At 71.4% G+C, this 15,614-nt stretch carries 11 protein-coding genes; 4 read left to right on the top strand and 7 right to left on the bottom strand.

Going from position 1 to position 15,614, the window contains the following annotated elements; all coding sequences use genetic code 11:
* Positions 1 to 34 precede the first annotated feature (34 nt).
* Complete coding sequence (gene fxsT / locus MXD62_RS24765; RefSeq protein ID WP_248831851.1) at positions 35 to 2,539, bottom strand: FxSxx-COOH system tetratricopeptide repeat protein; 2,505 nt, start codon at positions 2,537 to 2,539, stop codon at positions 35 to 37.
* 1,118 nt (positions 2,540 to 3,657) lie between these two features.
* On the opposite strand from fxsT, the gene MXD62_RS24760 reads away from it, so the two are divergent.
* Complete coding sequence (locus MXD62_RS24760; RefSeq protein WP_248831850.1) at positions 3,658 to 5,799, top strand: tetratricopeptide repeat protein; 2,142 nt, start codon at positions 3,658 to 3,660, stop codon at positions 5,797 to 5,799.
* Between the two features lie 56 nt (positions 5,800 to 5,855).
* Here MXD62_RS24760 and MXD62_RS24755 read toward each other — a convergent pair whose 3' ends face one another.
* From MXD62_RS24755 to MXD62_RS24740, 4 genes are all read right to left on the bottom strand, one after another.
* Entirely contained in the window at positions 5,856 to 6,917 is a 1,062-nt protein-coding gene (locus MXD62_RS24755; protein ID WP_248831849.1) for a TIGR03842 family LLM class F420-dependent oxidoreductase, read from the bottom strand.
* 34 nt (positions 6,918 to 6,951) lie between these two features.
* Complete coding sequence (gene hydA / locus MXD62_RS24750; RefSeq protein WP_248831848.1) at positions 6,952 to 8,391, bottom strand: dihydropyrimidinase; 1,440 nt, start codon at positions 8,389 to 8,391, stop codon at positions 6,952 to 6,954.
* A gap of 70 nt (positions 8,392 to 8,461) precedes the next feature.
* Positions 8,462 to 9,301: a nitrilase-related carbon-nitrogen hydrolase gene (locus MXD62_RS24745; protein ID WP_131626579.1), complete on the bottom strand. Its 840-nt coding sequence runs from the start codon at positions 9,299 to 9,301 to the stop codon at positions 8,462 to 8,464.
* Between the two features lie 195 nt (positions 9,302 to 9,496).
* Positions 9,497 to 10,300: an NUDIX hydrolase gene (locus MXD62_RS24740; RefSeq protein ID WP_248831847.1), complete on the bottom strand. Its 804-nt coding sequence runs from the start codon at positions 10,298 to 10,300 to the stop codon at positions 9,497 to 9,499.
* A gap of 288 nt (positions 10,301 to 10,588) precedes the next feature.
* Between MXD62_RS24740 and MXD62_RS24735 the strand changes: the two genes are divergently transcribed.
* Both MXD62_RS24735 and MXD62_RS24730 read left to right on the top strand, forming a co-directional pair.
* Positions 10,589 to 11,470, top strand: a complete 882-nt coding sequence (locus MXD62_RS24735; protein WP_248831846.1) for a pseudouridine synthase — start codon at positions 10,589 to 10,591, stop codon at positions 11,468 to 11,470.
* Between the two features lie 224 nt (positions 11,471 to 11,694).
* Positions 11,695 to 12,408: a 3'-5' exonuclease gene (locus MXD62_RS24730; protein WP_248831845.1), complete on the top strand. Its 714-nt coding sequence runs from the start codon at positions 11,695 to 11,697 to the stop codon at positions 12,406 to 12,408.
* A gap of 201 nt (positions 12,409 to 12,609) precedes the next feature.
* Here the strand turns inward: MXD62_RS24730 and MXD62_RS24725 are convergent, their stop codons facing one another.
* Both MXD62_RS24725 and MXD62_RS24720 read right to left on the bottom strand, forming a co-directional pair.
* The gene (locus MXD62_RS24725) at positions 12,610 to 13,248 is read right to left on the bottom strand and encodes a response regulator transcription factor (protein ID WP_248831844.1); all 639 of its coding nucleotides are present in this window, start codon (positions 13,246 to 13,248) and stop codon (positions 12,610 to 12,612) included.
* A complete protein-coding gene (locus MXD62_RS24720) occupies positions 13,245 to 14,519 on the bottom strand; it encodes a sensor histidine kinase (RefSeq protein ID WP_248831843.1) in 1,275 nt (424 codons plus the stop codon). Before MXD62_RS24720 ends, MXD62_RS24725 begins: the two co-directional genes overlap by 4 nt.
* A 219-nt stretch (positions 14,520 to 14,738) precedes the next feature.
* On the opposite strand from MXD62_RS24720, the gene MXD62_RS24715 reads away from it, so the two are divergent.
* Positions 14,739 to 15,500, top strand: a complete 762-nt coding sequence (locus MXD62_RS24715) for a hypothetical protein (protein WP_248831842.1) — start codon at positions 14,739 to 14,741, stop codon at positions 15,498 to 15,500.
* Positions 15,501 to 15,614: the final 114 nt, after the last annotated feature.

Here is a 15,614-nt window from a genome sequence, read left to right as displayed (position 1 = left end):
GCAGAAGCACGTTGCCCGAGGGAGTCGCCGCAGGCTACAGCGGTGGCGGCTCGAAGTCGAAGTCGAGCCGCTCGCCCCGCTCACCAGCCCTGACGTCGGGATGCTCGGGTCCAAGGACCCGGCGATACCGAGCGACGGTGTCAGCGGAGAGCTTCTGGGCCTCCTCGTCCCGGCCAAGCTGCGCCAAGTCCAACGCGACGTTCGTCGCGCAGACCAGAGTATGCGGATGGTCGGGTCCAAGAAGATCCCGGAACTGGGTCAACGCCCGCTCCCCGATCTCCAGGGCTTCATCAATCGCGCCTTGTGCGGACCTTGCGGTGGCCAGGTTGGCCAGACAGGTGAGTGTGAAGTGATGGTCCGGGCCAAGTCTGTCGTCCAGGCCGGCAAGCGCACTCTTGAGTAGACGCTCGGCCTCGTCGACCCGGCCCAACTGCCGGTGGACCAGCGCGAGATTCAGATGACACCCGTAGGCATATGGATGATCGGCACCGAAGACGTCCTGGTATCGACCAACGGTCTTCTCGATGCGTTCTGCCGCGTCGTTGGGATCACCGGCGACCCGTTGCGCGTTTCCCAGGTTGATGGCGGCAGCGAGAGCGTCGGGGTGTTCTCTCCCGAACTGCCGACTGTCCGTGTATCGGCCGTACACCTGCTCGGCGAGCTCCAGCGCTTCCGGGAAGTATCCGGCCTTTCGTCGAGCAACCGAAAGATCCTTGGCTTGCTGAAGGATCCACGGGTGATCAGCCGCAAGAAGTCTGTTGTTGACAAGATCTTCATAAACCCGGTATGCGTGCTCCGCCGAATCCCGGGCCTTCAGGTACTGCCCCGCCTGCCGCAAGTCACGGGCGACGGCGGCCAGAGAGAGCGCCACCCACGGATTGGCGTCACCGCCCCACAGATCCCGCCTACCGACGAGCGTCTCCTGATCCCGTTGCAGCGCACGCTCGTAGGAGCTGTTGAGGTTGTAGTCCAACGCGAGGTTGTTGGCCACAAGGAGAGTTTCCTGAGCAAAAGGACCAAAGGTGCGTTCGTGTCGAGGAAGAGCATCCTCGTCCAGCTCGAGCGCGGCCCGAAAATCGCCGCGGGCGCGCAGGTCCGCGCCATGGCCGTTCAGGATGACGAGGGTTTCCTCGTGATCCGCCCCAAGGACCTCGGTGATCGCCTCCAGCGTGGGCCGCCGAAGATTATAGGCATCCTGGTGCCTGCCCAGCGCCCAGAGGATGTCCGCCTTGATGCCCTTCAGGACGAGCACGTCCGGATCGCGCTCGCCGGAGGCTTCCTCCCACTGCGCAAGCGCGCGGTCCGCCTCGCTCAGGCCCGTGGTGAAGTCACCGACGTTGAACAGGTACCTGATCAGGTGCTCGATGAGCTGGCGGGCCCGAACCTCGGTCGATTCGAAGACACCGGAGGGCACGATGTGCGGGAGCAGATCCTCGAACGCGGCGCGCTTCGTGGTCTCGGAGTCGCCGGGGTCCGCGGCGATGAGCAGCGCGTGCACCTCGTCCCGCATACGGGCCTGCTCCTCGACGGGGAGCTCGTCGCGGATGAGCATCTGGACCAGGCGGTGCACCTGTACCGTCTTCCGACTGGTGTCGATCTTCGCCAGCGCGTAGCGGCCGAGCTCGCGCATGGCGCGGCTCACGAGCAGCCGGTCCTGCATCGAGCGGCCGAAGTCGGAGCTCAGGGTGTACTTGCCACGGTCGAGCATCTCCAGCGAGATCGGCTCCGGGCCGAAGAAGGCGCAGCGCCGCAGCAGCTCGAGCGCGAACGGCGCCTGGTCCCGAAGCCGGGTCACCGACAGGCTCCACGCGGCCGCCACCGGCTTGGAGTAGTCGGACGGCGGGTTCTCCGCCAGTAGCCGGCTCGAGGCCTCCCCCAGCAGCTGCAGGTACTCCTGGACGCCCATGCCGGTCTCGAACTGCAGCGCCCCGGCCTGTTCCAGCGCTAGTGGCAGGTCCCCGAGCGCGTCGGCCAGCTGGTTGGCGTCGGTCTGCGCGATGCCGGGAACCCGGCGGTCGAGGAACTCCAGGCTCTCCCGGCGAGCGAAGACGTCGACCTCGATCGTGTCGACGATGCTCTGCCAGCGCCGGTTACGCGAGGTGACGAGCACGTGGCCGGGGCCGTGCGGCATCAGGCTGCGGATCAGCTCCGGCTGGTCGGCGTTGTCAAAGATCAACAGCCACCGGTGGTAGGGCTCGCCCCGGCGCAGGGCGTCGAGGACGGCGGCGACCGAGTCCTCGACCCGCAGCAGGCCGCCCTCGGAGAGGCCGAGACGAGGCGCCAGCGCGGCCAGGTTGGAGCGCACGAGCGCCGGCTGGTCGGCGGGGATCCACCAGATCAGGTCGTAGTGCGACTGGTACCGATACGCGTACTCGATGGCGAGGTGGGTCTTCCCGACACCACCCAGGCCCTGGAGGGCGTGCGGTAGGACGGCAGTGACGTCGGTCTGCTCGGAGGAGACACGGCGACGGAGTTCGGCGAGCTGGCTTTCTCGCCCGGTGAAGTTCTTGTTCCGCTGGGGTACACCACCCCAAATCATCGGAACGCCTCGACTTGGCCCGCTCGCCGAGTCGAACTCCACCACCGAAGCCACGTTCCTCCGCCCCCGCCCGCCCGTCGGTACAGAACAGCCGCCGAGCATACGAGCCGCAGACACCTCGCCCCGTACACATCTGGCCGGCGCGCCGCAAAATCTTCGGCGGCGCACCTGATGATAACATCGGCCAGTGGCTCTGGCGCCATTCCGCAGGCCCGCCCGCGAGTCGGTCGGGCGATGCACCCGACCTTCTTCCGGCCCAGGCCAACTTACCAAAGCCCGGCCCGAATGTCGGACGCACGACACCTCCACCCCCAATGGCGAACGACCAGGGCATCGGGGCCCACACGATGGCTCCTCGACCGGCACCTCCGTACACGTCGGGCCACGACAGCCTAACGACTCCATAGCATCTTCTGAACTGCATGTTTCCGCAGGTCAGAAGCTATTTCCGGGGCAGGTCGGGGAGCGCCGCACCGACGGTGGGCACGCCGGCGGCTGGCCGGCGCGGGACCGGCGGAGCCACCTTCCCTCCGGACCAAGCCGCCTGATCCATGGCCGACGAGGCGGGCCCAGCCGCGGCCGACCGCTTGCCGGGTACCGCGATCCGGCGCCTTGCCGGCCGGCAGCTTCCGGCCAGTCCGGAATGTGCCCACCGATCGGGAGGGTCAACTCCGGAACGAGGGCGGCGAAGCCTACACACGCGCGATCACCCGGACTGTCCCGCCCCGACCAAGCCCGCGACTGCGACGACTCCTCGTACTGCGAAAATCTTGCCATGTGGCGAGGTCGGCCCGCAGTAGCCGCCATATGGCGGAGAATGATGGGGACGGTCCAGGACCGCGCGGCGGCAGAGCCGGGCCGGGCCAGGTGGATACCATTCGCGGGCACGGTCGCGTCAACGCCGAAAGGCTATCAGCACTGTTGAATATCTACTATCCAGCCCTCGCCGCCAAATTTCCACCAAAAGGCGCAGGAATCACTCGGATCTCCCCAGGCCAGCCGACCACGACGTCAAATCGGCCGTTGGCAACCCCACTCGGAGCCGGTGCCGGTGCCGGCGGCAGACCTGCGACCGCCCGGTGCCAACTGCCCTCGGTGCCGATACGTCCCGAGATGACATGGCCCGTGGGCGGGTCGTCGTGGCGCCAGTCGGGCCGGGCCGGCGGATGGTGACCCAGTTGCGGGCCGATCTTCCCTATGTCGGGCTGCGCCCGTTCGAGGAGGACGAGTCCGGGTCGTTCTTCGGGCGGGATGCCGAGGCCCGCTCCCTGTCAGCCGCGTGGCTGCGCAGCCGTCTCGTCATCGCGCATGGCCCTGCCGGGGCCGGCAAGACATCTCTGCTGCGGGCAGGCGTCCTGCCGGATCTTGCCGGCGCCGATGCCGATGTCCTGCCGGTCGGGCGGATCACCGGCCCCGGCCTCACAACCGCGAGTCCCGACGGGCTCGAACCGGTGGTCGGGCCCGGTAACCCGTTCACCCGGGCGCTGCTGCGGTGCTGGTCCCACGAGGACGAGTCGTCGTCCCTGCTGGAGGCGCTTCGGGAGCGGGCGGAGCGGCGGCGGCCGCGCGGCGCGTCCCGGCCGATGCTGCTGGCCGTCGACCAGTTCGAGGAGTTCCTCACCGCGCGGTCGCCCCGGTTGGCCCCGCTGCGCTCGCAGTTCGTCGAGGGGCTCGCCCTGGCGGCCACCGCGCTACCGAACCTGCGGATCCTGCTGGTGCTGCGGTCCGACCATCGCGCGGCGCTGCTGCCGTACCGGCGGACCCTGCTGGCGGCCTGCGCCGACCAGGGCGGCCACGAGTCCGCCGGGCCGGTCACCGCCGAGGTCGCCGTCGCCCCACTGAGCCCGGAGTGCGCTGTGACGGCCCTGGTCGAGCCGCTGCGCGCCGCCGGGATCCGGTTCGCCCCCGGCGCCGCCGCGGCCTGCGTCGACGATCTCACGACCAGCCGGACCGTCGATGCGACCGGCGCCGAGTCGCTGTTGGTCGCGGAGACCGTCCAGCCCGTGTTCCTGCAGCTCGTGGCGACGGCGCTGTGGCGGTCCCGGCCGGTGGCGGATGCGCCGGTGACCGCGTCCTGGCTCGGCCCGGTCGGGAACGTCACCGCGGTCCTCGAGGACTATCTGACCCGGACGCTGGTCACGACCGCCCACGAGCACGATCTCGACGAGGACGAGCTGCGCGCCTGGCTGACCCGGACGTTCGTGACCGAGCGCGGGCGGCGCGGCGTGGTCGACGAGGGTCTCACCATGACCGCCGGCATGCCCACGACGGTGCTCGACGCCCTGACCGAGCGCTATGTGCTGCGCTGCGAGCACCTGTCCGGCTCCCGTCGCTTCGAGCTTTTCGACGACCGGCTGCTCGAACCGTTGCAGCGGACGTCCAACCCGTGGACGGGCAGCAGCGGACCGGTCGCCGAGATCGGGGCGGACGACTACCTTCGGGCGGCGCAGGTGAGTTTCGCGGACGGTGACCTGGCCACCGCGTGCGCCCACGCCGAGGAGGCGCTGCGACGCGACCCGGCGCCCTCGCTCACCCGGGCCGGGACCCAGGCGTTGCGGGCACAGCTCTTCCAGGCCGAGGGACGGCTGGAGAAGGCCGAGGCCTGTCATCGCGAGGCCGCGGAGATCTACGAGTCGCTGTCGGACACCGAGGCCTCCGGGCGGGTGCTGGCCACTCTCGGCCGGCTTCTGCTGGACGCCGGTCAGGTCGGGCGCGCGGTGGAGGAGTTGCAGGCCGCCGGGGAACGCCTGCCGGGTGACGCGGACGTCCAGTCGGACCTGGCGCACGCGCTCTGGCGTGCCGGTCAGCCGTGGGCGGCCGCGGCCATCTTCTCGGCGGTGCTCACGATCGCCCCCGACGCGGTGTCGGCGCTGGCCGGTCGGGCCCAGCTGCGGGTCGACCTGGCCGACAACACCGGGGCGATCGAGGACTTCGACCGGCTCGCGCGCACGGCGGCCGCGAAGGCGGGCGGCGTCTCGTCCTCGACAGGCGGGGCGGAGCTGCGGGCGGCGCGGGCGCTGGCGTTGGCCCGGCTCGGCCGGGTCACCGAGGCGTCCGGCGAGTCGACCTCGGCGCTGCGGGACGCCCCGGACAGCGGACCCGTGCTGTGGCGGGTGGCGGAGGTGATCCGCGCCGCGGGGGACGAGCACGGCGCCGACGATCTGCTCCTGCGTTCCCTCGGCGCCTCGGCCCCCGCGCTCGCCCCGGATCAGCGGGCGCAGGTGTCGCACCTGTTGCGGCGTTCCGGCGCCCTGACCTGACGCAGCGGCTGTCGCGGTCAGCCGGCGGAGGGTGGGTCACCGTCCCCGGACTTCGGTCAGCGTGTTTTCGCCTGGATGGTGGCGCTGACCGCCGGGATGACGGTCTCGCCGTAGGCCTCGAGGGTGGCGCGCTTGGCGTCGTGCTGGAGGTAGACCGCGAACTGGTCGACGCCGAGGCCGGCGAGCTCGGTGAGTCGCTCGATGTGCGCCGCGGGCGGACCGAGCAGACAGAACCGGTCGACGACCTCGTCGGGGACGAAGTCGGTGTGGATGTTCCCGGCGCGGCCGTGCTCGTTGTAGTCGTAGCCGCTGCGGCCGGTGATGTAGCCGGTGAGGGCCGCGGGCAGCGCCATGTCGCTGGCCGGAACAGGGCCGGCCGCGGCCGGGGTGCCGTAGCGGGCGACGAGGTCGGCGACGTGGTTGCCGACCATCCCACCGAACCAGCGGCACTGGTCGCGCTGGTGGGCGAGGGACAGTGGGTCGGCGTCGCCGACGTAGGCGGGCGCGGCGACGCAGAACTTCACCGACGCTGGGTCGCGGCCGGCTTTCTCGGCGGCCTCGCGCACCACCCGGATGGTCCATGCGGCGATGTCGGGGTCGGCGAGCTGCAGGATGAACCCGTCGCCGATCTCGCCGGCCAGCGCCAGGGCCTTCGGGCCGTAGGCGGCGATCCAGACGTCCAGCCGGCTGTCGGTGCCCCACGGGAAGCGCAGCTTCGCGCCGTTCACCTCCGCCTCCCGCCCGTTGGCGAGGGCGCGGACGACGGCGACGCAGTCCCGCAGGGTGGCCAGCGTCGTCGGCCGGCCGTTGAGGACCCGGACGGCGCTGTCGCCGCGGCCGATCCCGCAGATCGTGCGGTTGCCGAACATCTCGTTGAGCGTGGCGAACAGGGAGGCGGTGACCGTCCAGTCACGGGTCGCCGGGTTGGTGACCATCGGGCCGACCTTCACCTTGCGGGTGGCCGCGAGGATCTGGCTGTAGATGACGAACGGCTCCTCCCACAGCAGGTGGGAGTCGAACGTCCACACGTGGCTGAAGCCGAGCGTCTCGGCCTGCCGGGCGAGCTCGACCACCCTGGACGCGGGCGGGTTGGTCTGCAGCACCACTCCGACATCCATCAGGGACCTGCCTTCCAGCTCGCCGCCGCCACGCTCATCGCAGGTACTGGGACAGGCCGCGGCGCAGGTAACGCCCGTGCCCGGCCCGCCCGTGGAACTCCCCGCCGGCGACGACGACCGTGCCGCGGGAGAGAACGGTGTCGACCTTTCCCGCGGCCTGGAAGCCCTCCCAGGCGGAGTAGTCGAGGTTCATGTGGTGCGTCGACGCGGAGATGGTCGTGCTGGCCGCCGGGTCGTAGATGACGATGTCGGCGTCCGAGCCGGGCGCGACGATCCCCTTGCGGGGGTAGAGGCCGAACATCCGCGCCGGGGTGGTCGCGCAGGTCTCCACCCAGCGTGGCAGGGAGAGTCGCCCGCTGGCGACGCCCTGGTAGACGAGGTCGATGCGGTGCTCGACGGTGCCGATCCCGTTCGGGATCCTGGTGAAGTCGCCGCGGCCGAGCTCTTTCTGATCCCGGAAGCAGAACGGACAGTGGTCGGTGGAGACCACGGCGAGGTCGTCGGTACGCAGGCCGCGCCACAGGTCGTCGTGGTGGCTGGCCGTGTTCGTCCGCAGCGGTGGCGAGGCGACGTACTTCGCGCCCTCGAAGCCGGGCGCCCCGAGATGTTCCTCGAGGCTGAGGTACAGGTACTGCGGGCAGGTCTCGGCGAACACGTTGTGGCCGGCGCCGCGGGCCGCCGAGACGACCGCCAGCGCCTCGGACGCCGACATGTGCACGAAGTAGAGCGGGCAGTTTCCGGCGACCCGGGCCAGCACCGCCGCCCGGTTCGTCGCCTCCCCTTCCAGCTCGGGTGGACGGGTGTAACCGTGGTGAACGGGGCCCGTCTCGCCACGGGCGAGCGCCTGGGCGGCGAGGACGTCGATCGCGATGCCGTTCTCCGCGTGCATCATGACCATCGCGCCGGATTCGGCCGCCCGTTGCATAGCCCGCAGGATCTGGCCGTCGTCGCTGTAGAAGACTCCGGGGTATGCCATGAACAGCTTGAAGCTGGAAATGCCCTCGTTGGCGACGAGGTAGTCCATCGCCTTGAGCGCCTGGTCGTCGACGCCGCCGATAATCATGTGGAAGCCGTAGTCGACGGCGCACTGGCCTTCGGCCTTCGCGTGCCAGGCGGCCAGCGACTCCTCGACCACCTCGCCGGTGCGCTGCACCGCGAAGTCGATGATCGTCGTGGTGCCGCCCCAGGCCGCGGCGGCCGTCCCGGTGGCGAAGGTGTCGGACGCCGAGGTGCCGCCGAAGGGCAGCTCCATGTGCGTGTGGACGTCGACGCCGCCCGGGATCACGTACTTCCCGGTGGCGTCGATGACCCGGTCGACCGAGGAGCCGGTGCCGTCGCGCAGGCTGCCGCGCAGGCCTTCTGGCAGGCTGCCGGGCGCGAACAGAGCCGCGACGGTCTCGCCGTCGACCAGGATCTCGGTGGGCGTCGCGCCCAGCGGGCCGACCAGCGTCCCGCCGGTGATCAGCGTCCTCACGTCGTCTGCCCCTTCACCGGACCTGCTTCCCACCTGGCTGCCGGCCCGGGTCGGGACGGCACGCGACCGGTCACGGCGCGGTGAGGTCGCCGTAGGTGTCCGGCCGTCGGTCACGATAGAACGCCCACCGGTCGCGCACCGTGGTCAACAGGCTCATGTCCAGGTCTCGGACCAGCAGTTCCGGTTCGTGCGCGTCCGCGGTGCCGTCGACGAACGTCCCCTCGGGGTCGACGAAGTAGGAGGTTCCGTAGAAGTCGTCGTCGCCCAGGTCCTCGACACCCACCCGGTTCACCGCGCCGACGTAGTACTCGTTGGCGACCGCGGCCGCGGGCTGCTCGAGCTTCCACAGGTAGTTCGACAGGCCGCGGGAGGTGGCGGACGGGTTGAACACCAGCTCGGCCCCGTTCAGGCCGAGCGCGCGCCAGCCCTCCGGAAAATGACGGTCGTAACAGATGTAGACCCCGATCCGGCCGACCGCCGTGTCGAAGACCGGATATCCGAGGTTCCCGGGCCGGAAGTAGAACTTCTCCCAGAATCCGGCCACGTGCGGGATGTGGGTCTTGCGGTACTTGCCGAGAAAGGAGCCGTCGGCGTCCACGACCGCCGCCGTGTTGTAGAGGATCCCGGGTTGCTCCTGCTCGTAGACCGGCAGAATCATCACTATCCCGAGCTCCGCGGCGAGCGCGGCGAACCGGTCGACGATCGGCCCCGGCACCGACTCCGCGTAGGAGTAGAAGGCGGCGTCCTGAACCTGGCAGAAATAAGGCCCGTAGAAGAGCTCCTGGAAGCAGATGACCTGTGCGCCCAGCGCGGCGGCCGACCGTGCGTGCTCCTCGTGAGCCTTGATCATCGTTTCCCGGTCGCCCGTCCACCGTGCCTGGACAAGCGCCGCTCGGATCGTCCTGGACATACGTCACCCCTGTCAGCCGCGCTGGCCGGGTGCAGACGACCGCCTGCCGACCGTCCGCGAGCTGGCCCGGTGCCCTGGGGGCCAGCTCGGCAACCGTCAGCCACGCGTGGCGAACGCCGTCCCGTGCCGGCATCATCGCCCCCCGCGGCCCGGTCGGCATCTCCGCGCGCGGAGGGACCGTCGCCGCGGATGCGGCTACTCCCCGGAGCCGTCCGCGGCGAGCGCCGGATCGGACGGCACCAGGTACCCGCGCTCGAGATAGCCGGCGCCGTCACCCTGCCCGCGCCGCTCGGCGGCGGCCCGGACCCGCCGGGCGTGCATGACGGGCAGGACGTCATCGACCTCGGAGATCGGGGTGAAGGCGCAGTTGATGATCTCGTCCATGTCCACCCGGATCCGCTCCCGCCACGGCTCCGGCAGCAGTCCGCCGTCGAACACGAACAGCAGCATGTCTCCGGCGATCTCGTCGGAGGCCCAGTCGACCGCCAGCAGCGGTCCGATCGGCGGGACGATGCCGATCTCCTCCTCGACCTCGCGGACGCACGCCGCGTACGGCGACTCGCCGGGTTCGATGAAGCCGCCGGGGATGTCCCACCCCGGCTTGTAGGACGGCTCAACCAGCAGGACCCGGCCCTCCTCGTCGAAGAAGAGCGCCCCGGCGGCGGCCCGTGGCCGCGCCATCGGCGGCACACCGCCCAGGATCCCGTTGCCGGCGGCCGGCGCGTGTGTGCTCCCCGTGACCTCACCGGGCCCGGCCGCCACTTCCGCGGGCCTGCCGCCCGGGCCGTCCTCGACACGGCGCGTGCTTTCGGCGCCGCGCGCGCTCTCAGCGCTCCCCGCGCGCGTCCCCACCTCGGCGGGAATCCCGGTTCGGGCCCGGGCCTCGCCTCCCCCGGACACGGCCGACGGCTGGCGGGGCACCGCGGCGGTCTTCCCGGGCATGAACGTCGAGCCGGCTGCGGATGACGTGCGGTCAGGCTGACGGGGGCCGGCAGTCATGATGGTCCCTTCTGCTACGGGCGAAGTAGCTGGTACTGGGCTTATTACACGAAACAAGGAAGATTTCCGACGTCAGGTTGCGCACGGTCGGCCGGGTAGCCGGCCGCGGCGCCGATCCGGCCCGGCGATCGGCACCGGAGCCAGGCTCCCAGGGCCGCCTGGAAACATCGACAGGACGCCCGCGTCGGGCAGAGCGGACCGCCTACCTCGGGAGGATCCCGTCCGCCGGCTCTCCGTGTGGCGAATACTTGAATTGTGAGCATCGGCACTGTGGGGGCGGGCGGTCTCGTGACGGAGTGGACAACGATCCGGGAGAGCCAGAAGATCTTCGAGGACGAGGCGGTGCTCGCACTCGACAAGCCGGTGGGCGTCTCGGTCATGGGCGAGCGCCACGACACCGACCTGGTGTCCATGGCACGGGACGCGGGTGAGGAGCTGTTCCCCGCACACCGCATCGACAAGGTCACCTCCGGCGTCGTCCTGTTCGCGAAGGAGCTGCGCTTCCACGGCGACCTGACCCGGCAGTTCAACCGGCGCACGGTGGAGAAGACCTATCTGGCGCTGACGCGCACCCGAGGGCTGCCGGCGCTGGCCACGATCGACCTCCCGCTGAGCGTCGGGCGCAAGAACCGGGTGCGGATCGCGGCCAACCGGGCCGACATCGTCGCCTGGCCCGGCCCCGCCGGAACACCCACCCCGGACGGCCCCGCCGGCACGCCCGACTCCGACGGCGCCCCCGGCTCCGACGGCCCGGCCGGCAGCGGCGGCCGCGGCCCCGCGAGCTGGACGGTGCCCGCCGCCCGGACGTTCCCGAACGTCCGGTCCTACCCGTCCGTCACCCGCATCGCCCGGGTGTGGGAGGGCGCGGAGCACACCCTGGTCGCCGCTTACCCGATCAGCGGACGGCGCCACCAGATCCGGGTCCACCTGGCCTGGGTCGGACATCCCATCGAAGGCGACCCGCTGTTCGACCGTGCGCCGGTGACCCGGACGTTCCTGCACTCCTGGCGGCTGTCCTTCGACGCGGCCTGGAACGACGGCCGCAGGACACACGCCGAGGCCACACCGGGGGCGGACTTCTGGTCCTCGCTCGGCGCGGAGGAGGCCGCTGCCGCCGCGGCCGCCCTCACGGCGTCCGCCCTGGCGCCGACACCGACACCGGCGCCGTGACGATCTGACAGAACCGGCCCCGGGCCGGCCGGCCGCTCCTGACCGAGTGAGAGTGGAGTCTTCCGGGCATACTGGCCGGGGTCGCGACAACACCGCGACAGCGAAGACCCAGGGGACCACCAATCCCCTTCTTCGGGCCCGCGCCGTCCGGTGGAATGACGGTGTTCACCCCCTGGCCTCGGTGTGACGGCGTCCCCGGGCTGTTCCGAGGAGACGACCGGACGATGGCGTGGTGGCAGCGCCCGATGGCCGTGCTCGATTTCGAGACGACCGGAACCGACGTGGAGACCGACCGGGCTGTTCAGGTCGCGCTCCTGAAAGTCGGCCCGTCCGGGGTGCTGAACCAGCTCTGCCAGATCATCGATCCGGGCGTCGACGTCCCGGAGGCGGCGGCGCGCATACACGGGATCACAACGGAGCGTGCCCGCCGCGAGGGTCGTGATCCCGCCGAGGTGCTCGGCCGGGTCGGCCAGGTGCTGGAGGGCGTGTGGCGCGACGGCATCCCCGTCGTCATCATGAACAGCTCGTTCGACCTGACGCTCCTCGACCGCGAGCTGCGCCGCCACCACGGCCGCGGCCTCGCCGAGGTTGACATGCTCGTCCTCGACCCCATGGTGATCGACCGTGAGCTCGATCCGCGCCGGCCCGGCAAGCGCACGCTGACCGCGCTCGCCACCCACTACCGCGTCCGCCAGGACGGCGCCCACGACGCGCTCGCGGACTGCCTCACCACGGCCAGGATCGCCTGGCGTCTTCCCCGGCTGCATCCCGACTGGGCCGCGATGGGCCTGACCGCGCTCCAGAACTGGCAGGCCGACGCGCACCGCCGCTGGGCCGAGGACTACCAGTCGTACCTGCGCCGCCGCGGCGGGCGGCCGGACGCCGTCATCGACACCAGCTGGCCCTGGCGCCCGTTCGAGGTCACCACGTCAGTCTGATCGAACGCGACGCGGCCGGGCCGGGTGACGACGGCGAGGGGCCGTCCACAGGGCGGTGCTGGGACGGCCGGAAGCCGGACTGCGTCAAGGCACGCGCGACCGCTTCCAGGGCAGACAGGCGAGGCTGGCCCGCGGGCTGCGGACCAGCGAGATCAACACCAAGATCGGGCGCTCTGGCCTCCTCAGGTCGATTCCGACCGATCAGCCGAGCCTGGCGTCACGGGCGGCCACCACTGCCTGTGCACGGTCGCGCAGGTCGAGCTTCGCGAAAATGTGCCGGACGTGCGTCTTCACCGTGGCCATGCTGATGAACAGCTCGCTGGCGATCTCGGCGTTCGACCTCCCGGCCCCGATCATGGCCAGAACCTCCCGTTCGCGGTCGCTCAGTTCGTCCAGGCCGGCCGGGAGGCGGGGCTGTTCGGGCGGGCGGGTGGCGAAGTGGTCCATCATCCGGGCCAGGACGGCGGGCGCGACGACCGGCTCGCCGGCCTCGGCGCGCCGCACCGCGTCGACCAGCCCCTCCGACGTGACGTCCTTGAGCAGGAACCCGGCGGCACCCGCTCGCAGGGCGTCCACCACGTTCTGATCCACGTCGAACGTGGTCAGCGCGATGACCCGGGCGTCACCGGCGGCGACGATTCGGCGGGTGGCCTCGACGCCGTCCATTCCGGGCATCCGCAGGTCCATGAGGACGACGTCGGGCCGGTACCGCGACGCCGCCCGCACGGCGCTGTCCCCGTCTCGCGCCTCGCCGACCACCTCGATCCCGGCCAGCTCCAGGATCATCCGCAGTCCCTGCCGCACGAGATCCTGGTCGTCGACGATCAGCACGCGGGTCACCGCGGGCTCGCCGCCACCGTGGCGCCCCGTGCGCCCGGGTCGGCCTCCCGCGCCGCCGGATCGGCGGTCCCCGTGGCGGTCGGATCGGCGGTCGGTGTGGCCGGCCCGGCGGTCTGCGTGGCCTGGCCGGCCGCGGACGTCGGTGACGCCGCCGGCAACGTCACCCGGATCTCGAACAGCCCGTCGTGGACTCGGGAGTGGAACGTTCCGCCGAGCAGGTCCGCCCGGTGGCGGATCCCGGAAAGGCCGCGGCCGGGGGTCGGCGGGCGCGTGGGCGCGCCCGGGTTCACCGCCTCCAGACGAACCTCCCGAGCGGTCCAGTTCACGGTGAGGCTGACCCGCTCCCCCGGGGCGTGCCGCCCCGCGTTGGTCAGGCACTCGCGCACGATCCGGCCGACCGCGAGCGACGCGGGCGACTGAGCGGGCCACGGATCACCGGTGACGACGAGCGTGTTGGCGATGCCCGCGTCCTCGGCGCGGCGGGAGATCTCGGCGATGTCCTCCCGCGCGGGCTCTCGGCCGCCCCGGCCATCCCGGCCGCCGGGCGCGAGGATGTCGAGGACGGAACGGATCTCCGCGAGCGTCCGGTGCGCCGTGGCCCTGATGGCCTCGACCGGCTCGGCGGCCCGCTCGGGTCTCACCCGCAGCACGGACGCGGCGGCTTCCGCCTGGATCGCTATCAGGGTCACCTCGTGCCCCACCACGTCATGCAGTTCCTGGGCGATGCGGGCACGCTCGGCGCCGACCGCCGCCTCCTCGGCATTGAGCCTCTCGCGCCGCAGGTCCTCGGTGAGCCTGGCGAGTTCGGCGTTCTGCCGCCGCAGCCGAGCGACGACCTGACCGACACCCACCGGCGCGGCCACCGCGAGGGCACCGCCGATGGCGGCAACCGGCGCCTCGGGACCGAGCAGGGTGCCGACCACCGACACCGCGCACGCCCACAGGGTAGCCAGCGCGACCGCGGCACGCGGGGTCCCGCGACTACCCAGGGCGAAGAACTGAAGGATCACCACCACGTAGCCGAGCACCGGGTAACCGTCGAGCGGGATCAGCCAGAACGCCGACGACACCAGCGCGGACTCGACCGGCCGGCTACGGCGCCAGGCGAGCGGCAACGTGGAGCCGAGCACATACAGCGGGCCCAGCGCGCCGCCCGCCATCGGGTAGATCGCCGTCTGCGCGAGCCCGGCGAGAGTGAACGCCGCCGCCATGGTGGCGTCGGTCCTGGGCGTCCGGAGCCATTGCGGCAGGCGGTCCTGGGCACGGTCCACGATCGCGAGCGTACGGGCGCGGGGCGGCCGTGGCATCAGCCCGAGGGCTGAAACCCACGTCATCCCGGATGAGCCGCGCGTCATCCCGGGCTGACTCCACGAGCAGCCCCTCGGTCGATGTGGGGCCGGCCGCCCGACTCCTACCGTTCTGGTGTCGGCGCAACGGCCGGCGAAACCCGGCTCGATCCGGCTCCGGACGGGCCAGCAGAAAGGTGGATCATGACCACGGTCAGCCCTGTTATGGCTGTTCTGGAAGACGCCGCGTCCCACCGTCACGCCCCCGACCGGGCTTCCGGTGGCCGACCGGCCCACGCCCGCCCCGGCGCCGGCCTGGACGTCGGTCGGCTCAGCGCTCGCTTCGGCATCGCCTTCACCGTCTGCCAGCTCGTCGTGATGGTCTGCATGGCGGTGTTCGTGCTGCCACACGGTGGCTCGCCGGACGATCCGGCCCTCGAACGCGGCACAAATGTGCTCGACGCCGAGACCGCCTACCGAACCGGCAACTACGTGTTCATGATCTCCGGGTCGCTGCTGCTGGGCTTTCTCGGTGTGGTGCACCTGCGCCTGCGCCGGGTGGACGGCACCGGCGTGCTCGCGGCGGTCGCCGTCGCCGCGGGCACCCTGCTGGCCCTCATCTGGCCGTTCGCCGGGGTGCTGCACGACATCGCCCTGGAAACGGCGGCCACGGGAAGCGACGTGAGGATTCTCGCCGGATGGGACTCGGCCGCGCCGTTCGCCCTGGCGTTCTCGGCGCTGCCGCGCGTGTTCTTCGTCGGCGCGATCCTGCTCGGCCTGGGCGCGGAGGGTGTGGCGCCGTGGCTGCGACGCACCGGCGTCGCGCTGCTGCCGGTCAGCCTCGTCGGCAGCGCCACCTTGCTGGTCGGCGACCTGTTCCCGCTGCTCGCCCTGAGCACGCTCGGCTTCGAACTGTGGCTGGGGGCCCTCGCCTGGCACTGGCTGCGGCAGGGCCGCGACCAGTGAAGTGATCTCAGCAGTCAGGCCGGTAGGCCTGACCTCCGCTTCGACCCTCGGAGCCCGGCGGGCCCCGGCGGGGCGGGGGCCCGCGGGGAGGGGGGGGGTGGCGGCCGGGGGGCG

This window comes from Frankia sp. Mgl5, assembly GCF_023242985.1.
GTDB lineage: Bacteria > Actinomycetota > Actinomycetes > Frankiales > Frankiaceae > Parafrankia > Parafrankia soli.
The sequence above is the reverse complement of the archived record's forward strand: the minus strand, read 5'-3'. Positions and strand labels throughout refer to the sequence as shown.

Coding starts and splice junctions, on each gene's coding strand:
- fxsT (WP_248831851.1), bottom strand. CDS start 2,539: ATGATTTGGGGTGGTGTACCCCAGCGGAACAAGAACTTCACCGGGCGA.
- MXD62_RS24760 (WP_248831850.1), top strand. CDS start 3,658: ATGGCCCGTGGGCGGGTCGTCGTGGCGCCAGTCGGGCCGGGCCGGCGG.
- MXD62_RS24755 (WP_248831849.1), bottom strand. CDS start 6,917: ATGGATGTCGGAGTGGTGCTGCAGACCAACCCGCCCGCGTCCAGGGTG.
- MXD62_RS24745 (WP_131626579.1), bottom strand. CDS start 9,301: ATGTCCAGGACGATCCGAGCGGCGCTTGTCCAGGCACGGTGGACGGGC.
- MXD62_RS24740 (WP_248831847.1), bottom strand. CDS start 10,300: ATGACTGCCGGCCCCCGTCAGCCTGACCGCACGTCATCCGCAGCCGGC.
- MXD62_RS24730 (WP_248831845.1), top strand. CDS start 11,695: ATGGCGTGGTGGCAGCGCCCGATGGCCGTGCTCGATTTCGAGACGACC.
- MXD62_RS24715 (WP_248831842.1), top strand. CDS start 14,739: ATGACCACGGTCAGCCCTGTTATGGCTGTTCTGGAAGACGCCGCGTCC.